7 protein-coding genes are annotated in these 16572 nt (G+C 42.0%); 4 read left to right on the forward strand and 3 right to left on the reverse strand.

Going from position 1 to position 16572, the window contains the following annotated elements; translation table 11 throughout:
* Positions 1 to 185: 185 nt before the first annotated feature.
* Positions 186 to 1706, reverse strand: a complete 1521-nt coding sequence (locus tag N483_RS07535) for a hypothetical protein (RefSeq protein ID WP_023401363.1) — start codon at positions 1704 to 1706, stop codon at positions 186 to 188.
* Between the two features lie 532 nt (positions 1707 to 2238).
* Here N483_RS07535 and N483_RS07540 point away from each other — a divergent pair.
* Positions 2239 to 3069: a hypothetical protein gene (locus tag N483_RS07540; RefSeq protein WP_155250812.1), complete on the forward strand. Its 831-nt coding sequence runs from the start codon at positions 2239 to 2241 to the stop codon at positions 3067 to 3069.
* A complete protein-coding gene (locus N483_RS07545; protein ID WP_023401361.1) occupies positions 3069 to 3635 on the forward strand; it encodes a hypothetical protein in 567 nt (188 codons plus the stop codon). The genes N483_RS07540 and N483_RS07545 overlap by 1 nt, the downstream gene beginning before the upstream one ends.
* A gap of 64 nt (positions 3636 to 3699) precedes the next feature.
* Here N483_RS07545 and N483_RS07550 read toward each other — a convergent pair whose 3' ends face one another.
* Both N483_RS07550 and N483_RS07555 read right to left on the reverse strand, forming a co-directional pair.
* On the reverse strand, positions 3700 to 5187 hold the full coding sequence (locus N483_RS07550) for a flavin monoamine oxidase family protein (protein WP_023401360.1): 1488 nt from the start codon (positions 5185 to 5187) through the stop codon (positions 3700 to 3702).
* Between the two features lie 193 nt (positions 5188 to 5380).
* Positions 5381 to 6283 carry a hypothetical protein gene (locus N483_RS07555; protein ID WP_023401359.1) on the reverse strand — a complete coding sequence of 301 codons (903 nt, stop codon included), beginning with the start codon at positions 6281 to 6283 and terminating at the stop codon, positions 5381 to 5383.
* Between the two features lie 358 nt (positions 6284 to 6641).
* Here N483_RS07555 and N483_RS07560 point away from each other — a divergent pair, with 358 nt between their 5' ends.
* A complete protein-coding gene (locus N483_RS07560) occupies positions 6642 to 7544 on the forward strand; it encodes a hypothetical protein (RefSeq protein ID WP_023401358.1) in 903 nt (300 codons plus the stop codon).
* Between the two features lie 782 nt (positions 7545 to 8326).
* Positions 8327 to 16351 (forward strand): ExeM/NucH family extracellular endonuclease, encoded by an 8025-nt coding sequence (locus tag N483_RS07565; protein ID WP_023401357.1) that lies wholly within the window; start codon positions 8327 to 8329, stop codon positions 16349 to 16351.
* Positions 16352 to 16572: the final 221 nt, after the last annotated feature.

The raw sequence follows: 16572 nt of genomic DNA on the forward strand, positions 1-16572 counted from the left end.
TACTTGTTTTGAACATCATTAGGCCTAATTCAGGATAGCAAAATGAGATGGAATAGGTCGCCAATAGGGTGAGAGCCAAAAATCATCAATAACTATAAAAACGGATAAATAAAATATTTATCTAGTCATTCCTTAAAATGCGTATTACAACCTCATGTTACAATACGCATAGAGTCGTTATACAATTACTTTAAAAGGACAGAAGAAGCTATGACTGTAATAGCCGTATCAATCTCTTTCTTATTTATCTGATAAAGCAAAGAGCTTTTGTGATAGGTAAAGTCAGTATGTGACAGGTTTTTTCCATCGACTGCATAAATTCTATCAAAAGGCGTTGCTACGCTATGTAGATCAAATGCCACATCGGCATCGCTTACATCTAACGCCAATGCACTGTCAGTAGTAATGAAAGTCGGTGCTTTATTCGAACTCAGTAAATTAGTATGCAAGATAGTGACATTGTCTTTTACTGTACCGTCAGGCTTTCTTAGGAACGAATTTACCATATTTCCATCAATGGCATAGGAGCCTGGTGCATTTTCTAATACATAGTTACGATAGTAGAAAGGCGCCTTATAATTTGGTGAAGTTGAAGACGACTTTAAATCTTGTATCTTCAGTGTATATTCTGTTGTTCCATATGCTATGTAGTCATTTTCAAACTTCGCCATTTCAGTGCCTAGTGGTAGCCCTTGACTGGTTCCGGTGTAACTACCATTTGAGAACGCCACGTTATAAGTTGACGGCAAACCTTGTCTATCGAGTTCATTAAAGTAAGCATTGGCGTTGTCACCAGTAACCAAGAGGTTTTTAGCAACCCCATCCGTCATGTCGGTCAGCAAAGCCCCCATTTCGTCTCTTTCTTGGTCCACGTTACAAGCCATATTTAAAGTAGTACTACACAACTCATTTACGTCGTCTAGACGGCCTTTGATGCGTGCAACTGTATCTATGAAAGAAGGCGGAATTATTGCACCTTTATGTGGAGCATCGATAGAAATATAGTTTTCAAATCCGTGCTGATATGTTGAATCATCAAAACGATTAAGCGTTTTACGGCCCAAAACACCACCGTAACTGTAACCTATCATCGTGCTGTGATAATCACCTTGTTTATGCTGAGTTTCAACATAGTGGATTAGCTGTCCAACTGAGAGTTCTATATACACAGTGTCAGTATCATAACCGATAAAAACGATGTCTTTTCCTGCATCAAGTAGAGGCTTGAAGACATCCTTAAGTTTGAAAGTCGACCAATACTTCTCCAGTTCATAAACGCTGCTATTGATCCCGCTAGCAGTTACACTCAGGCCAGAGACAAAGTATACCGGTTTATCAAATATACCATCTTTTGATTTTATAATATTTGCATGGGCAATAGGTCCAGTTTTACATGTAAGCGTTCCAAAGCCACTAATTGGCTGACAGATCTTTCTTTCAGAAACTGGGTAGCTGAGCTGCAATGTTGACGAAACCGGAACGTCATAAACCTTCATATCAAAGATACTGACGTGCTCACTAGGTTCATAAATGATTGGTCTAGTTGTGACCGCATGACCACCATCAAACATAGACTCATATTCATACTGAATTGACTGTACCGAGTAACCATCAATACTCGTGATAGGATCAAGTGGAGAATTAGCGATTGAGTGTGCAGAAGTAAAAATCAATGGTAACAAAGCTAACGGGGTTATTTTATTCATGCATATAATCCATATTAAAAATCGAGCCGAAGATTACCTGAAAAAGAAACTTAAAGAAACATATTACCTTTTGTGAAAAACAATATTAATAAGCATATTTTTTGATTTGAGGCCAAGTATTGAATAGCTACCACCTTCAATATAAGGCAGAGATTAAAAGGCCAAAACAAAGCAATTAACATTCACCATCACTAATAAAAGCCAACTTGATAAATTTAATATTTCAAAAAACAGTGTAAAATAATATTTTTAAATTATTAAAATAATCATCCATTTTACAAGTATCCATAAACCCGCTACACAAACAGGTTAAAAAAAGTTCATGAAGCCACAAGTAAACCGATAGATTTCTGTGATGGGTTTTATTTATAAACTAGTGCGCGAATTGTTCATTTACAAACTGTAACAAATCAGCTTTACTACACATTTTTTAAACTTTATGATGCGCGGTTTAATACCAAAAAACGCAACACTTATGAAAAAAGCACTACTTATAAGCTCTGTCATAGCAATATTACAGGGGTGTTCAGGAATGAAGTACGTTCCTATGACACAAGAAACACGAAATGCAGCACAACAAACTAGTACATATAACCTTGTACTTCAGGACGAAGTTAGACCTGCGGTTAATCTTTCAAATGCTTCTGGAGCGTTAGGTGGGGGCTTGATCGCAGCAGCTATTGACTCATCAATTAACGATGATAGAGCCATGGGTGCATTCAGTGTTGCCGCACCATTATTAAATGATACGCTTGATCTAAATTTCCGTAAACTGATCGTCGAAGAATTCAACCCAGTTTTAATCTCTGAATTTAACGCCTCAGACACCAAAGAAACTGCTGAGTCAAAATATCTCAACGACAAAGAGATTAAAGCACAAATAGCATCCTTAAAAGAAGGTGAGGCTGCACTTTACTTGTTCACTCATTATCAATTTTTCGACAACTTCAAAGTTGTTTTATTTGAAACAACAGCCACATTATACACAGCGGGAAAAGCAAAAGTTTCTAAACCAGCTTATCGAAACTCTTTCACTTTCATCTCAGATCCTATTGGTACAGGTAACCTTGACTCAATCCGATTATGGAAAGACAACAACTCACAGTTATACAGAGCAACTGTTAACAATGCGCTTTCTGAAATCAGAAAAATGCTTGAGGCAGATATCAAAGTCGCCAATCAAGAAGCATGTATTACAGGAACTAGATACACCAGATACAACGTACTTGGTGATTATAAAAGTAGAGGTGTTATTACCGCTCAAGAAGGCAACCGAGTTCAAATAAGAGATAACGATGGTTCATTAATCAACTTACACAATGAACTGCTCGGCAAAAAACTAAGTAAAGGGTGTAAAGCATAATGATGAAAAAACGTTCAACTATTTTAATTTCAGCTGCAATACTCTCCTTTAATTCCATGGCTGTTACTGATGTCGAGATGAAAGTGGGTAAGCTATCTAAAAAAACTAAACAGCAGCACCAAACAATTGCTCAACGCCTAGCCGAATCAAATTGTCAGTATGTCATTAACCCAATCTCGGATGCTCGTGATAACAAAGAAGCGATAAGTTGGTCAGTGAATGCAACAGGCGTTCAAGCCTGGTTAGATAATGTACATAAAGATGTGCTATCACCACTGTTGCCGACTCATCGTCGAGATATCACAATTGAACTTACACCAAAGCTAAACAAGCTTTACACTTACAACGAATCGATGAACATTAATGGGATGGCTGTATCGACAGTTGACTACACAGTTAATGGCCAAGCACCGAATAAATTCTATGTTCGAGGGTTTCACTCGAAAACAAATTGGGCTAACGGCGACAGCGAATTTGTTGAATCAGCAGAGCGTGCAACAGCACAAATGGTCACCAAATTGCTGAATAATCTACCAGCTATTTGCGAGAAAGCGACCGCCGCTTAAATTGCTTACATCAAAACAAGGTCTATATGACCTTGTTTTGATGTTTCATATTGGTCAATCGATACTATTTAAGCATGTGTGCTTCAATTTGCTGAGATACACGAATACCGCTACGAACCGCACCTTCCATAAACCCTAAATAAAGCGTGTCAGTGTGCTCACCCGCAAAATAGATACGACCTACAGGTTGTTGAAATAACTTCCAGTATTTAGTTATTTGCCCTGGTCCATAAGCGATAAAACCACCTTGAGTCCACTCTTCAGCAACCCAATTTTGTACCTTTGAATCAACCAAATATTGCCCAGAACCCGGGTACATAATGGATAACTCATCGAGTCTTGCTGCTATGATTTGTTGATCTGTCCAATCTTTTTGTATCTGACTATAGTCTCCAGATGTATAAGTGATTAAAATCCCCCCTTCACCTCCTTGACGTTCGGTCGTTTCCCACGTCCAGCCTGTTGGCAAACCACCAGCAACAGCGGTATCTCCACCGAGATTTTGCTCTAACCAAAATCGTTTACTGTACTGCAGCAATACTTTTGAATGTGAACCATAATTAATGTTTTTTGCTGCGTCACTCATTGCTTGAGGCAATCGTGGTGAAAAGTCAATTTTGTTTAACACTGGCAAAGGCACGGTTACCACCACAACGTCGGCTTCATAGCTGGCGCCTGATACCGTATCAATTGTAACTCGCTCACCTTGTTCTTGAATTTTCACAACCGCCTGATTAAGGTGAATATCCCCTTCGATATTATCCGCAAATGCTTGCGCCATAGCTCTGCCACCTTTTAAAAAACGATGACTTTCAACATCGTCATCAGATACCTGCTCATACACTTTGACGTACTGGGCTAAGTGCAACAAAGAAAGGTCACTAGGTTCATCAAAATCCCCCCTGACATATTGCTCCGCGAGCAGTTTTGCTTCTGGGTGAAGTTGCAAACCATCAATCCAGCTCTGTACCGTGGTTAAATCATATACCTTAGCTTTTTCGAGCAGTGCAGGATCATCTGCATCAGGCACAGCATCGGCAAGCAAACTCAGTTCTTCATAAAAACGGTTGTAATCATTAACAATTTGAGTATCAAAGTTATTTTCAAAGTCGGTGTAACTGACTAACTTTCCGTCAACATAATAAGCACCACTTTCGATTTCCCCCCAATAACCGGTGTCGGCAAGCTCAACATTAAATAAGCTGGCATAACGATGGACCTCTTGGTGAACGGTTGGACCATCTATAAACTCACCTCCCATTTCGCCGTGCTGCTGTCCCATATCGTATGTACCTATACGACCACCTATCCTGTCCTTAGCTTCGAGTATTGTGACAGAGTAGCCTATGCTTTCTAATTCATATGCTGCGGTTAAACCAGACAAACCAGCTCCAACGACCACAGCTTGATTGACCACAGGTTCTTGTTCCGGCTTAGCCTGGACATGCACCACATCAACAGTGTCATTGTTGCCACATGCCGACAATACAGTAGAAAACACCACACTACTTACGACAATGCGCAAAGAATCCCTTCTCTCTGATAACTTCATATACACCTCAATTAAATTTTAACGCGATAAAAATAAATATTTTTATTTATATATTTCAATAGACTAGAACTACCTGTAGCAGTTCAAAGGAGGGGGCACGCTACCACGTCCCTACAATGTTAACAAGGACAAAATATGGTAACGTACAAACGAGAGAAAAATATTCTCTTTGCAACAAGATATGGTTGAGAATTTACTTCGCGACTCCAAGATGTTTATATATTAATACCTCCTGCTCAGCCTCAACTAATTGAAATGCCAAGTCCGTCGCCAATTTAACTGCAAAGCGTTTTTTTCCTTGCAATGAAAAGAACCCTCTGGGCAGTGTGCTATAGCGTTCGTACACCTGTGCTGCTTCACACTCTAATGCAATCAGCCGGGTGAATTTCGAACCAGCAGCAATATTTCGCTCCGTCCCTTGATAAATCGCAAAATCTTCAACAATACAAAGTAGGGAATACAGTTCGCCGTCTTCTTCAGGGATCACTGTATATCGCTTCAACTCAACCAGTGGCGTACCAAGTTGCAACGCTTGATACACTTCACGAAAGCTATCTAGGTAAGACTTAAAGCCATATCGCTCAGCCAGCGATTGCAAACGCTGATGCTTTTGAGATGGTGATTCATTTACAGCGCTCTTTGGTGTAACACATCGCCATGGCGCAAGCGATTGCTTTAATTCTGCTAGTTGCTGCTGTTGATGTTTAATTTCATCTTCTTCCAATCGCTTGGCTTTAATGGCATCTTGTTCCAATCGCTGCTGTTCATGCATCTTCGCCTGTATCTGCCGACGCTTTTTATTACCGCTATCAAAAGCGTTAATTTTAATATTTATCACCTCTTGAGCCTGCGCAAAAGACAAACTTTCACCATATTGATTAACTATATGGATATCCTCGTTAATATAGTCAGGGTTTAACTTTATTAACTCGCTAAGTAGCTCCTGATACTTATCATATAAAGCACCTTCTTCTGCCAAAGTAGTTGGGCTACCATATTGAGGATCACTTAGCCAGTCCGCTTCACGCATATCATTGACTGTGGCATACATTAATGCCATTAACTCTATTTTTTTACTTTCCACGTTTAACTTCAACTTTCATCCTAATAGCTACCAATTAAAAATCAGCTCAACGAACACAAAATTTTATATAAATTTACCAACCAATATAATACCTTGGTTTATAAAAAAATTAGCAGAGCTAAAAAACTAACAGAATATTATAAAACAACACTAAAATCAGATTAACCGAGAAAAAACTACTCTATCAATATGTAAAGCTATACTCTTCACCCTATCATGGATGCTGGTATTTTAAAGTCCTTAATTAGTGTAAACAAAAATAGCATGGCGCTACCAAATTGACAGGTAGGAACATCAACGTTAGCTGGGTAGACTGGCACTTTAATAAGGTAGGCATGGGAACGGATATGGACAAATACAAGGTGGGACAATGAATACAAACGGATTGTTAATGGTACTTTTTGAGGCTTTAGAGTTAAAACAAGCGCGTTATTACTATAACAATAGCCTGTTTACGGGTATGGCGATTAGCCATACCGATGGGGTTGTAACCAGCCGGCATATGTATAAAGATGGCGTTAAGGAATGTGATTACGAGCCGCCTTATTTAAATAAAACAACACATGCCATACTCGATGACTTGGTCGATTGCACCACAGATGAGCCCATGTATTTAAATGGAGAGAGGTATACAGGGACTATATACTGCATTTATCCAAAAGGTAGAGTATCAAGCGAAGATGTTTTTGTACGAGGTATGCACCGTGAAAACACACACTTTTACTACAATTCAACTGCGATAAAAGAACTTGTCGTAGAATCCGTTGTGAATGAGCAGTTCTGCATGTATGAAATTCACGAATGGGATTCATACGGTCAACTAGAATATTGGGATGCGGAGATTGAATGCATCAAAGAAAAATTGAAAGGTCGTATCTCATTTAGATTAAATAAAGATTTTAGCATCCGTGTTTTTACAGTTTCCGGTGATTTCAACAAAGTACTGGAAAACAGTGAGCATTTGGCATGTCCTTACTTCCCAGCATTCGAGCGAGTTCGTCAACTGAATTCAGGCCCTATTGATACATTTAATATAAGATTCAGTAACCAGCTGTGGGCTCATGAACCTGTAATCAAACAATTGATAAAGGCACTTCAGCCCAAAACACTAACCATAAATCATTTTTCCAGTGAATACATGAATCTTATCCTGTATGCCTCTGAGCACAATACTAAAAAGCTAATGATATTTGGTTTTCAAGAGGAACAAGACGAGGCGAATTTAAAAAAATTTCTTGTCCAAAAATGCCCACATATTGAGCTAATAATATAGATCAACTAAGTTAAGCAATTTCAGGGCAAGCATGCAGTAAAGGTGTTTAACCTCGACCGTTATAGCTGCCCTTATACGTTTTACTATTCGTTTTAACAGCGCGCTGTTGGGCGTGATAAGTGACAGTACAACCTCAAAAAGCTACTGCCTAAAGATGTAGCGCTTCTAGCTGCATTGTTATTGAGTGTCCGCAGTAATGTCTTTCGCCACACCCAATAATTAAGGTAAAAGCGTCACCAATTAACAGAACTTTCTTATGCTGTTTGAAACCTACCTTGCTATAGTGCACTGTCGATGGTCACCACGCCCATTATTGCAATTATCGGTTTTTTAACCATTTTTCATTCAAAAAAGCCATATAACCTGGCTAAAAACCCCTCACTTCGTAAACAATTGTGAAAATTAGAACGTTCTTTTTTGTATATAAAAATAGTTGAAAAATTAAAAATTGTTAACAGGTTAATTTTTTAGACAACAACTAATCAGCATTACGACTTAGAGATTGACGCCACCCAGATATCCAACCCCGATAGAAAGCCATACTAATCATTACGTTATGCAAGGACAAATGTCCCTATTAAAATACTTAAATCGGCACTTGTGTTAATAAATAGATTCGATCAATTGTTGCAATTAGATGTCTTATGTTTAAGGCAATTTTAATAAAAAGTTCATAATAGAGTATTATATTCGCCTCCCATTTTTTAATGGGAATATTTGCACCCTTAAAAATAATCTAACTCGCAAATGATAAAACAGAGTGATAAACACACGGGAAAAATATGAACTCTAACAATAAGCATCGTGGAAAACTGCGATACTTGGGCCGCTGCATCGCTATGGGGCTGTGTTCAAGTGTCGTTATTGGCCACGCAAATGCGAACGTTATCTTTACAGAATATGTCGAAGGTAGCAGCAATAACAAAGCGCTTGAAATTACTAATTTTAGCAACAATAGTATCGATCTTAGTACCGTCAGTATTGCGCTAACTGCAAATGGTAAAAAGTTGGATGAGGTCACCCCACTCACCCTATCCGGAACTCTGGCAGCGGGCAGCAGTTATGTCCTTTACAACAACGGTGCGAGTGACGAACTAAAAGCGCTTGGCGATATCGCCAGCACCGCCACTTATTTCAATGGTGACGACGCACTTACGCTGATGGTCAATGGCACCATCGTTGACAGCATAGGTCAAGTTGGTACCGATCCAGGCAGTAGCTGGGGTTCAGGTAACACCAGTACAAAAGATAAAACACTCCGTCGCAAAATAGGTATCGAAAGTGGTGACATCACCATAGATGATGCATTTGATCCAGCCAATGAATGGATAGGCTTTGCAAAAAACACCTTTGACGGTCTTGGTTGCTCAGGTATCACAGCCTGTGGCGGCGACGGTAATATCCCGTCAGAGATAAGTGGTGAGCCAAAAGGCATAGTGAATGCCACAGACACATACGTATTCACTCCAACTGTCACCAACATTGATGGTGACACACTGGTGTTTGCCATCGAAAACAAGCCGAGTTGGGCAACTTTTGATACAGCAACAGGGAAATTAACTGGGACGCCAACAGCCGCTGATATGGGCATATACGACAACATTGTTATCACCGTTAACGATGGCACAGTCACAAATGCACTTAACGGTTTCTCAATCTTGGTAAGAGCAGCTGGCACCAATGATGCGCCACTAATATCTGGCTCGCCAAATGCCTCCGTACAGGCAACCCGAAACTATGCGTTTACACCCGATGTCACCGATTTAGAAAATGACAGTCTAGTATTTTCCATCACCAACAAGCCGAGTTGGGCGACTTTTGATACGGCTTCAGGCCAACTTGCTGGCACGCCAGCGGAATCTGACACTGGCAATAATGAAAACATCATCATTTCTGTATCTGATGGTTTCAATGCTCCGGTGAGCCTACCAGCCTTTTCAATTACGGTTACAGACAAACCGGGCAGCAACTATGATTACAATACGTACTATGCTTCAGCAATTGGTAAAGTCGGTGCTGAGTTAGAAAACGCACTGTCTTTAGTTGCGCGACAAGGTCAGCAAAGAATGACTTATTCGCAAGTATGGGATGCGCTAAAGTATACCGATGAAGATCCAGATAACTCAAACAATGTGCTGTTGTTTTATACTGGAAAAAGTCAGTCAAAAGATACCAACGGCGGTGGTACAACGGACTGGAACCGCGAACATAGCTGGCCAAAATCCCATGGTTTCCCGAGTGAAAACCAATATGGTTACACCGACATTCACCACCTTAGACCCACAAATGTAAAGGTTAACTCAACCCGTAGCAGCAAAGATTATGACGATGGTGGTAACCCAGTTGATGGCGCCCCAGGTAACTTTACTGACAGCGACTCATTTGAGCCCAGAGATGCAGTCAAAGGCGATGCTGCGCGGATGATGTTCTACATGGCAGTTCGCTATGATGGTACAGACGGCAGCATGCCCGACCTTGAGCTTGTCAACAATATTAGCGCGAGTAGCTCACCTACTTTAGGCGTGCTTTGTAACCTCATGGATTGGCATCGTGAAGATACCGTTGATAAGCTAGAGCTTGATAGACACCAACGTATTGTTGAGCAACAAGGTAACCGCAACCCTTTTGTTGATAATCCTGAGTTTGCAGAAATACTATTCGGTGAAACTTGTCCAAAGTTAGGCGACGTGGCACCTGTCATTGACGGTCAGCCCGAGCTCATCGTTGGGACTGGTCGTCAATATAGCTTCACCCCTACGGCCTCTGATCAAAACAAAGATACTTTAACCTTCTCGATTGTAAATAAGCCTTCATGGGCGACTTTTGATACGCAAACAGGTCATTTATCTGGTACACCTGCTGTTGCTGATATTGCGATTTATGAACATATCCAAATCTCAGTAACCGATGGTACATCTACCGTGTCTCTACCAAGCTTTAATATTGAAGTGGTAGATGCAAGTTCGATTAAAAACCCACCGACTATCACTGGAACACCAAGTACCAGTGCGATTGTAGGTATTGCATATCGCTTTAAACCAGAAGCGAACGATGAAGACAATGACACGCTGACTTTCTCAATCACTAATAAACCATCTTGGGCAACATTTAACACGCAAAATGGCGAATTGTCGGGCACTCCATCATCTCAAGATATTGGCGTGACGAATAATATCGTCATTGGTGTAACTGATGGCAATACGGATAGTGTGAACCTGCCTGAGTTTTCGATTCAGGTCAGTGAACAGGTCGAAACGAGTAAAGTTATCTTCACCGAATATATTGAAGGCAGCAGCAGCAATAAAGCGGTTGAAATCACAAATTTTACCGGCGCGACTCTAGATTTGAGCCGTGTCACAATCACATTGGCAGACAATGGTAAACCACTGTCTACCGAAGGGCTAAGAACACACACGCTATCTGGTGAGCTAAAACATGGCGAAACACATGTTATTGCCAACAGCAGTGCAAATGACGAAATTAAGAGCCGTCAAGACAGCACGAGCACCATCACTTACTTTAATGGTGATGATGCATTGGTACTGACTGTTGATGGTCAAATTGCCGATGTATTTGGTCAAGTTGGGACGGACCCTGGTAGCGCATGGGGCAGCGGTAACACTTCGACCAAAGATAAAACCCTGCGCCGCAAAGAGGGGATCACTTCTGGTGATACAACCTTAGATGATGGCTTTGACCCAAGTGTTGAATGGGAAGGTTTCGAGAAAAATACTGCCGATGGCCTTGGCTGTAGCGGCGTTTTAGCCTGTGGTACTGATGGTGGAACTCCACCACCTCAAGTCGAGATTGGTGTATGTAATGACCCTGCTACTTTAATTAGTGCAATTCAAGGTAATGGAACTGCCAGCCCACTGGTAGATCAGTCGGTTGTGATTGAAGGTGTAGTTGTAGCTGCATTCCAAGATGCAGGACAACATGGCGGTTTCTTCATTCAAGAAGAAGATCAACATGCGGATTCTGACAGCGCTACATCTGAAGGTATTTTTGTTGCTGATACAAATACAAAGGTCACAGTGGGTGAGCAAGTTCGTGTCTTGGGTAATGTTGTTGAAAAGTATGACTTAACACAAATTAGCTCTGTGACAAATACGCTTTCTTGTGCGACAAATGTGTTAACGCAAGTCACACCAACACAAGTGAATCTGCCGTTTACAGCAGGCTTTGACCAAGAGTCACTTGAAGGTATGTGGGTGTCAATGCCACAGAAGTTACATGTAACGCTTAGCCATAATTTTACTAAATATGGTGAGATTTACTTGTCTCAAGGCATGCGAATGCAACCTACCAACAAGTACCCTAAAGACGACCCTCGACGCTCAGCGCTTGCTGACTTAAACGCAAGAAACAGTCTACTTGTTGATGACAACTCAACACAAAGTAACCCTGAAGAAATCAGTTACTATCCGGGCTTTAGTGCAGATTCGCCGCTCCGCTCTGGCGACCAAGTATCTAACATGTCTGGGGTTATCCACTACACTTATGGCAATTACAAGCTTATTCCAACCAGCTTGCCAAGCTTTGAACCGTCCAATACTCGTCGCACTAGACCTTACGAACGTAAGTCAGAACAGCATATACGTGTTGCCAGCTTTAACGTAATGAACTACTTCGTCAACTTTAACAGTCGCGGTGCAAACAATGAAAAAGAGTTTACCCGTCAACGTAGTAAAGTGATCCGTGCAATTGTGGCATCAGATGCTGATGTTGTTGGCCTGATGGAAATCGAAAACAATGGTTACGGCGACAGCAGTGCTATCAAGAACCTAATTGATGGCCTGAATGAACGCGATGATGTGAATGATTGGGCGTTTATAAATCCTCAGTTAGAACAAGTTGGTACAGACGCAGTCACTGTTGGCATTATTTATCGTGCAAATCGTGTTGTGCCTCAAGGAAGCGCTCACGTCATAACGGAGGCGCCATTTGATGAAGCAACACGGGCACATAGACCACCTATGCTGCAAACATTCAAGCCAATCAACGGTGGGAAAGATATCCGTGTCGTTGTGAATCATTTCCGCTCTAAAGGTGGATCATGTGGTGCAGACATGGACGACACAGTAGAAGGTGCATGTAATGGCCAACGTATCTTAGCTGCAAAAACGGTCGTTGCAGCGCTTACCCAAACAAATGTTGAATCAAGTGAGAGCACAAATTCTCCTGTTTATGCCATTTTAGGTGACTTTAATGCCTATACACATGAAGCGCCGATGCTTGAGTTTTACAAAGCTGGCTTCACAAATATCAGCATTGAAAAAGGCGTTGGTGACAATTATTCATACTACTTCAGCGGTGTAGCTGGTAGTTTGGACCACATGTTAACAGCAAACGATTCAATGGAACGCATTGTGCAATCAATGCACTGGCATATAAATGCCGATGAAGCTGCTGGCCTAGACTACAACACAGAAGGCAAATCTGAAGATCAACAAAGTAAATGGTTCTCAGACTCTCCTTATCGCTCGTCTGATCACGACCCAGTTGTCACTGATTTTGATTTAGCAATCAATGTACTACCTGACAACCAAGCACCAGTTGCAAATGATGATACCGCTGATGCGGTGCAAGGTGAGCGCATTTCGATTGACGTATTGGCAAATGACACTGATGCAGACTCTGATCCACTAATCATCAACGCCGCGACGCTCATCTCAGGCGAAGGTGACGTAAGCTATTCTGATGCTCAAGTAAGCTTTACACCAAGTGCAAACTTCGTAGGACAGGCAACGATCAGCTATACCATCGCTGACGGTAATGGTGAAACGGCAAGTGCAACTATTTCTGTCAATGTTATTGCCAAAAACCGAGCGCCTATCGCGATTGATGACACTGCTAATACACTTGAAGATCACAGCGTGACGGTTTCTGTATTGAGTAACGATAGCGACGAAAATACTGCGAGCTTAAAAGTCACTAATGCAACACTCACCTCAGGCCTTGGCCAAGTGGCTTATTCAGACTCTTCAATTACCTACTCGCCTGCTGAAAACTTTAACGGCACAGCACAAATCACTTATGAGATCAGTGATGATGCCGGGCTTAGCGCAAGTGCGCACGTTGCTATCACAATTGCACCGCAAAACGACGCGCCGACAGCAGTTAACGATTCAGCTATTGTCTCTGCAAAACTACAAGCCAACATCAACGTACTTGCGAATGATTCTGACATCGATGGTGATACGCTTCATATTACTTCGGCAGATGCGAATATAGGTAATGTTGAAATTAGTGGAAATGTACTTCAATACCAAGCACCTGCATTGAATACGGGCCATGCGACTATCAGCTACTCTATCAGTGATGGCACTGACACTGCGCAGGCAACGGTAAATGTACAAATTAGTACAGCCAACCTAGCACCTGTTGCCAAAGATGACTTTGTGCAATTGGCTGAAGGTCAATCATCAGCAACAATAACAGTGTTAGACAATGACAGCGATCCAGATGGTGACACACTGTCACTGGTAGCTGTAAATACCGATGCCGGTCATGCGTTGATTGAAGGCAACCAGATTGTATTTAGCAGCAATGACACATTCAATGGTGTCGCTCAGGTTCGTTATGCCATTTCTGATGGGTTTGGCGGTCGCGCAGAAGCTGTATTGGAGCTGCGTCAAGAACAACCATTTGCACCTGTGATCACCGTGCCGGCTGATTTGACAGTTAATGCAACAGGGCTGCTTACTAAGGTTGATTTAGGCGTAGCCACAGCAGTTGATAGCAACGGTGAGTCTATCGCAGTTGAGTTACTGGGCAACAACTTCTTGCCTTCAGGTGCAAACAAAGTGTATTGGCAGGCATGTAGTACTGACAATGTGTGTGAAAAAGTTGCGCAGTTGGTCAATGTACGCCCAATGGTAAGCCTACCATCTCCAAGTCAAGTTGTTGTTGAAGGTCAAACGGCGACAATACCTGTAGTGCTCAGTGGTGAGCATTTTACATATCCACTCACGATTGACTATACAGTTTCAGGCACTGCGGGTGAAGAAGACTACGCGTCAGTATTAGGCCAGATCACTATCGAGTCAGGTACACAGGGCCACATCTCTATTGAAACTGTGCTTGATGATGTTAACGATGCAGACGAAACTGTTGTGATCACATTGGACACCAGTGAACTAAATGCAAATGCTGAACAGCGCCATGAAATTACAATCGTCGAGTCGAACATTGCACCAACACTGACTCTAAATGCGATACAACAAGATGAAGTACGTTCGATTGTGGTCGCAGAGCAAGGTCCAATCACAATTACAGCTGATGTGATAGATCAAAATAGTACGGACACTCATACCATCGAGTGGACGGCACCAACAGATTTGAGCAATGAAAGTACTGATCCAACTCAGTTCAGCATCGATGCTTCTACGCTTTCTGCCGGTGTCTACCAAATTAGTGCAAAAGTGACTGATAATGCTGGCCTATTTGATACACAAAGTGTGATATTCAAGGTGGTTCTAGAACAACCGGCATTAGACATGAATGCAGACTCAGATGGCGATCTCATTAATGATGCGCAAGAAGGCTTTGGGGATGAAGATGCCGATGGTATCCCTAACTACTTAGACCCAATTGACGCACAATGTAACATTCTGCCTTCTTCTGGCAATAACTGGGATTCTGGTTTAATTGAAGTTGAAGCAGGTGTGTGCATGTCACTAGGTAGCTTGAGTCTTGGAGGCAACAAAAATGCAGCCTCGCTCAACGCCGATGAAGCAGCGCAAACAGGTTTAATTTCTGCGGATGATGGTATGGAAAATCGCGGTGGTATTTTTGACTTTGTAGTTGATGTACCAAGCGGTATGGACAGCGTCAAAATTGTATTACCACAGCAAGCTGCAATACCTGCAAATGCGCAATATCGTAAGCACCTGCCAAATCAAGGATGGGTCACACTCTCTGCGCAAAATGGCAACGCACTGCATTCAGCCATTGGCCAACATGGCTACTGTCCAAGTATTAATGACAGTAGCTGGCAGGAAGGTTTGGTTGAAGGTGCATGGTGTGTAAGGCTAACACTGGTAGACGGTGGTGAATATGATGCCGATGGTATTAAAAACGGTAAAATTGTTGACCCAGGTGGCGTTAGTGTTGTGCAAAGTGACAATGTAGCGCCGGTTGCAGTCGACGATACACTGGAAGTTACTTTTAATCAGTCGGTAATGCTGGAGGTACTAGCAAACGACACTGATGCCGATAACGACACTCTTTATATAGTTAACGCAACAGCAGTGCATGGTGTCGTGAGTATTAATGCTGATTCGAGCTTACAGTATATAAGTGCGCTGGATTTTGTCGGTATTGATGCCATCGAATACACTCTCAGTGATGGTCAAGGCGGGACAAGTACTGCAACTGTAGTGGTCCGTGTGGTTGCACAAGCTCAACTGCAGAATCAACCACCTGTTACCATGAATGATGTGGCTGAAGTGTTTAATAACGACACAGTGACCGTTGACGTGACAAATAATGACTCTGATCCTGAAGGTAGTAGGTTGACGCTTATCAGTGCGACAGCTGACTCCGGTGAAGTGACCTTTACAGATAGTGCAATCACCTTTAAGCCTGCATTAAACAGCGAAGGTAAAGTGACTATCAATTATATCGTGGCAGATGAGCAAGGCGCTAACGCATCTGGCATATTAGTGGTAGCAGTAAAAGTACCAACAAAGGAAACGGATATCATTGAACGTGTAGAAACCAGAACGGTTCGCACCTCAAGCGGTTCAATGCCTGTATTCCTATTGCTACTTGTTCTCCCTGCTCTAGTACGTCGCAGACGATAACAAGAAAGTATTAGTGATAAGCCCCTGTCGCCTTCGCTTCAGGGGCTTTTTTATGGTATCCCTGAAACCATTTAACCCAGCACTCTATACTCTTTCACCCTATCACCCTGAACTCACACCTCTTCACCCTGAACTCACACCCCGTCACCCTGAACTCCCACCCCGTCACCCTGAACTTGATTCAGGGCCCATAACCACATCAAACATAGATTGCGGGGCAA

This window comes from Pseudoalteromonas luteoviolacea NCIMB 1944 (genome assembly GCF_001625565.1).
Taxonomy (GTDB): Bacteria; Pseudomonadota; Gammaproteobacteria; order Enterobacterales; family Alteromonadaceae; genus Pseudoalteromonas; species Pseudoalteromonas luteoviolacea_F.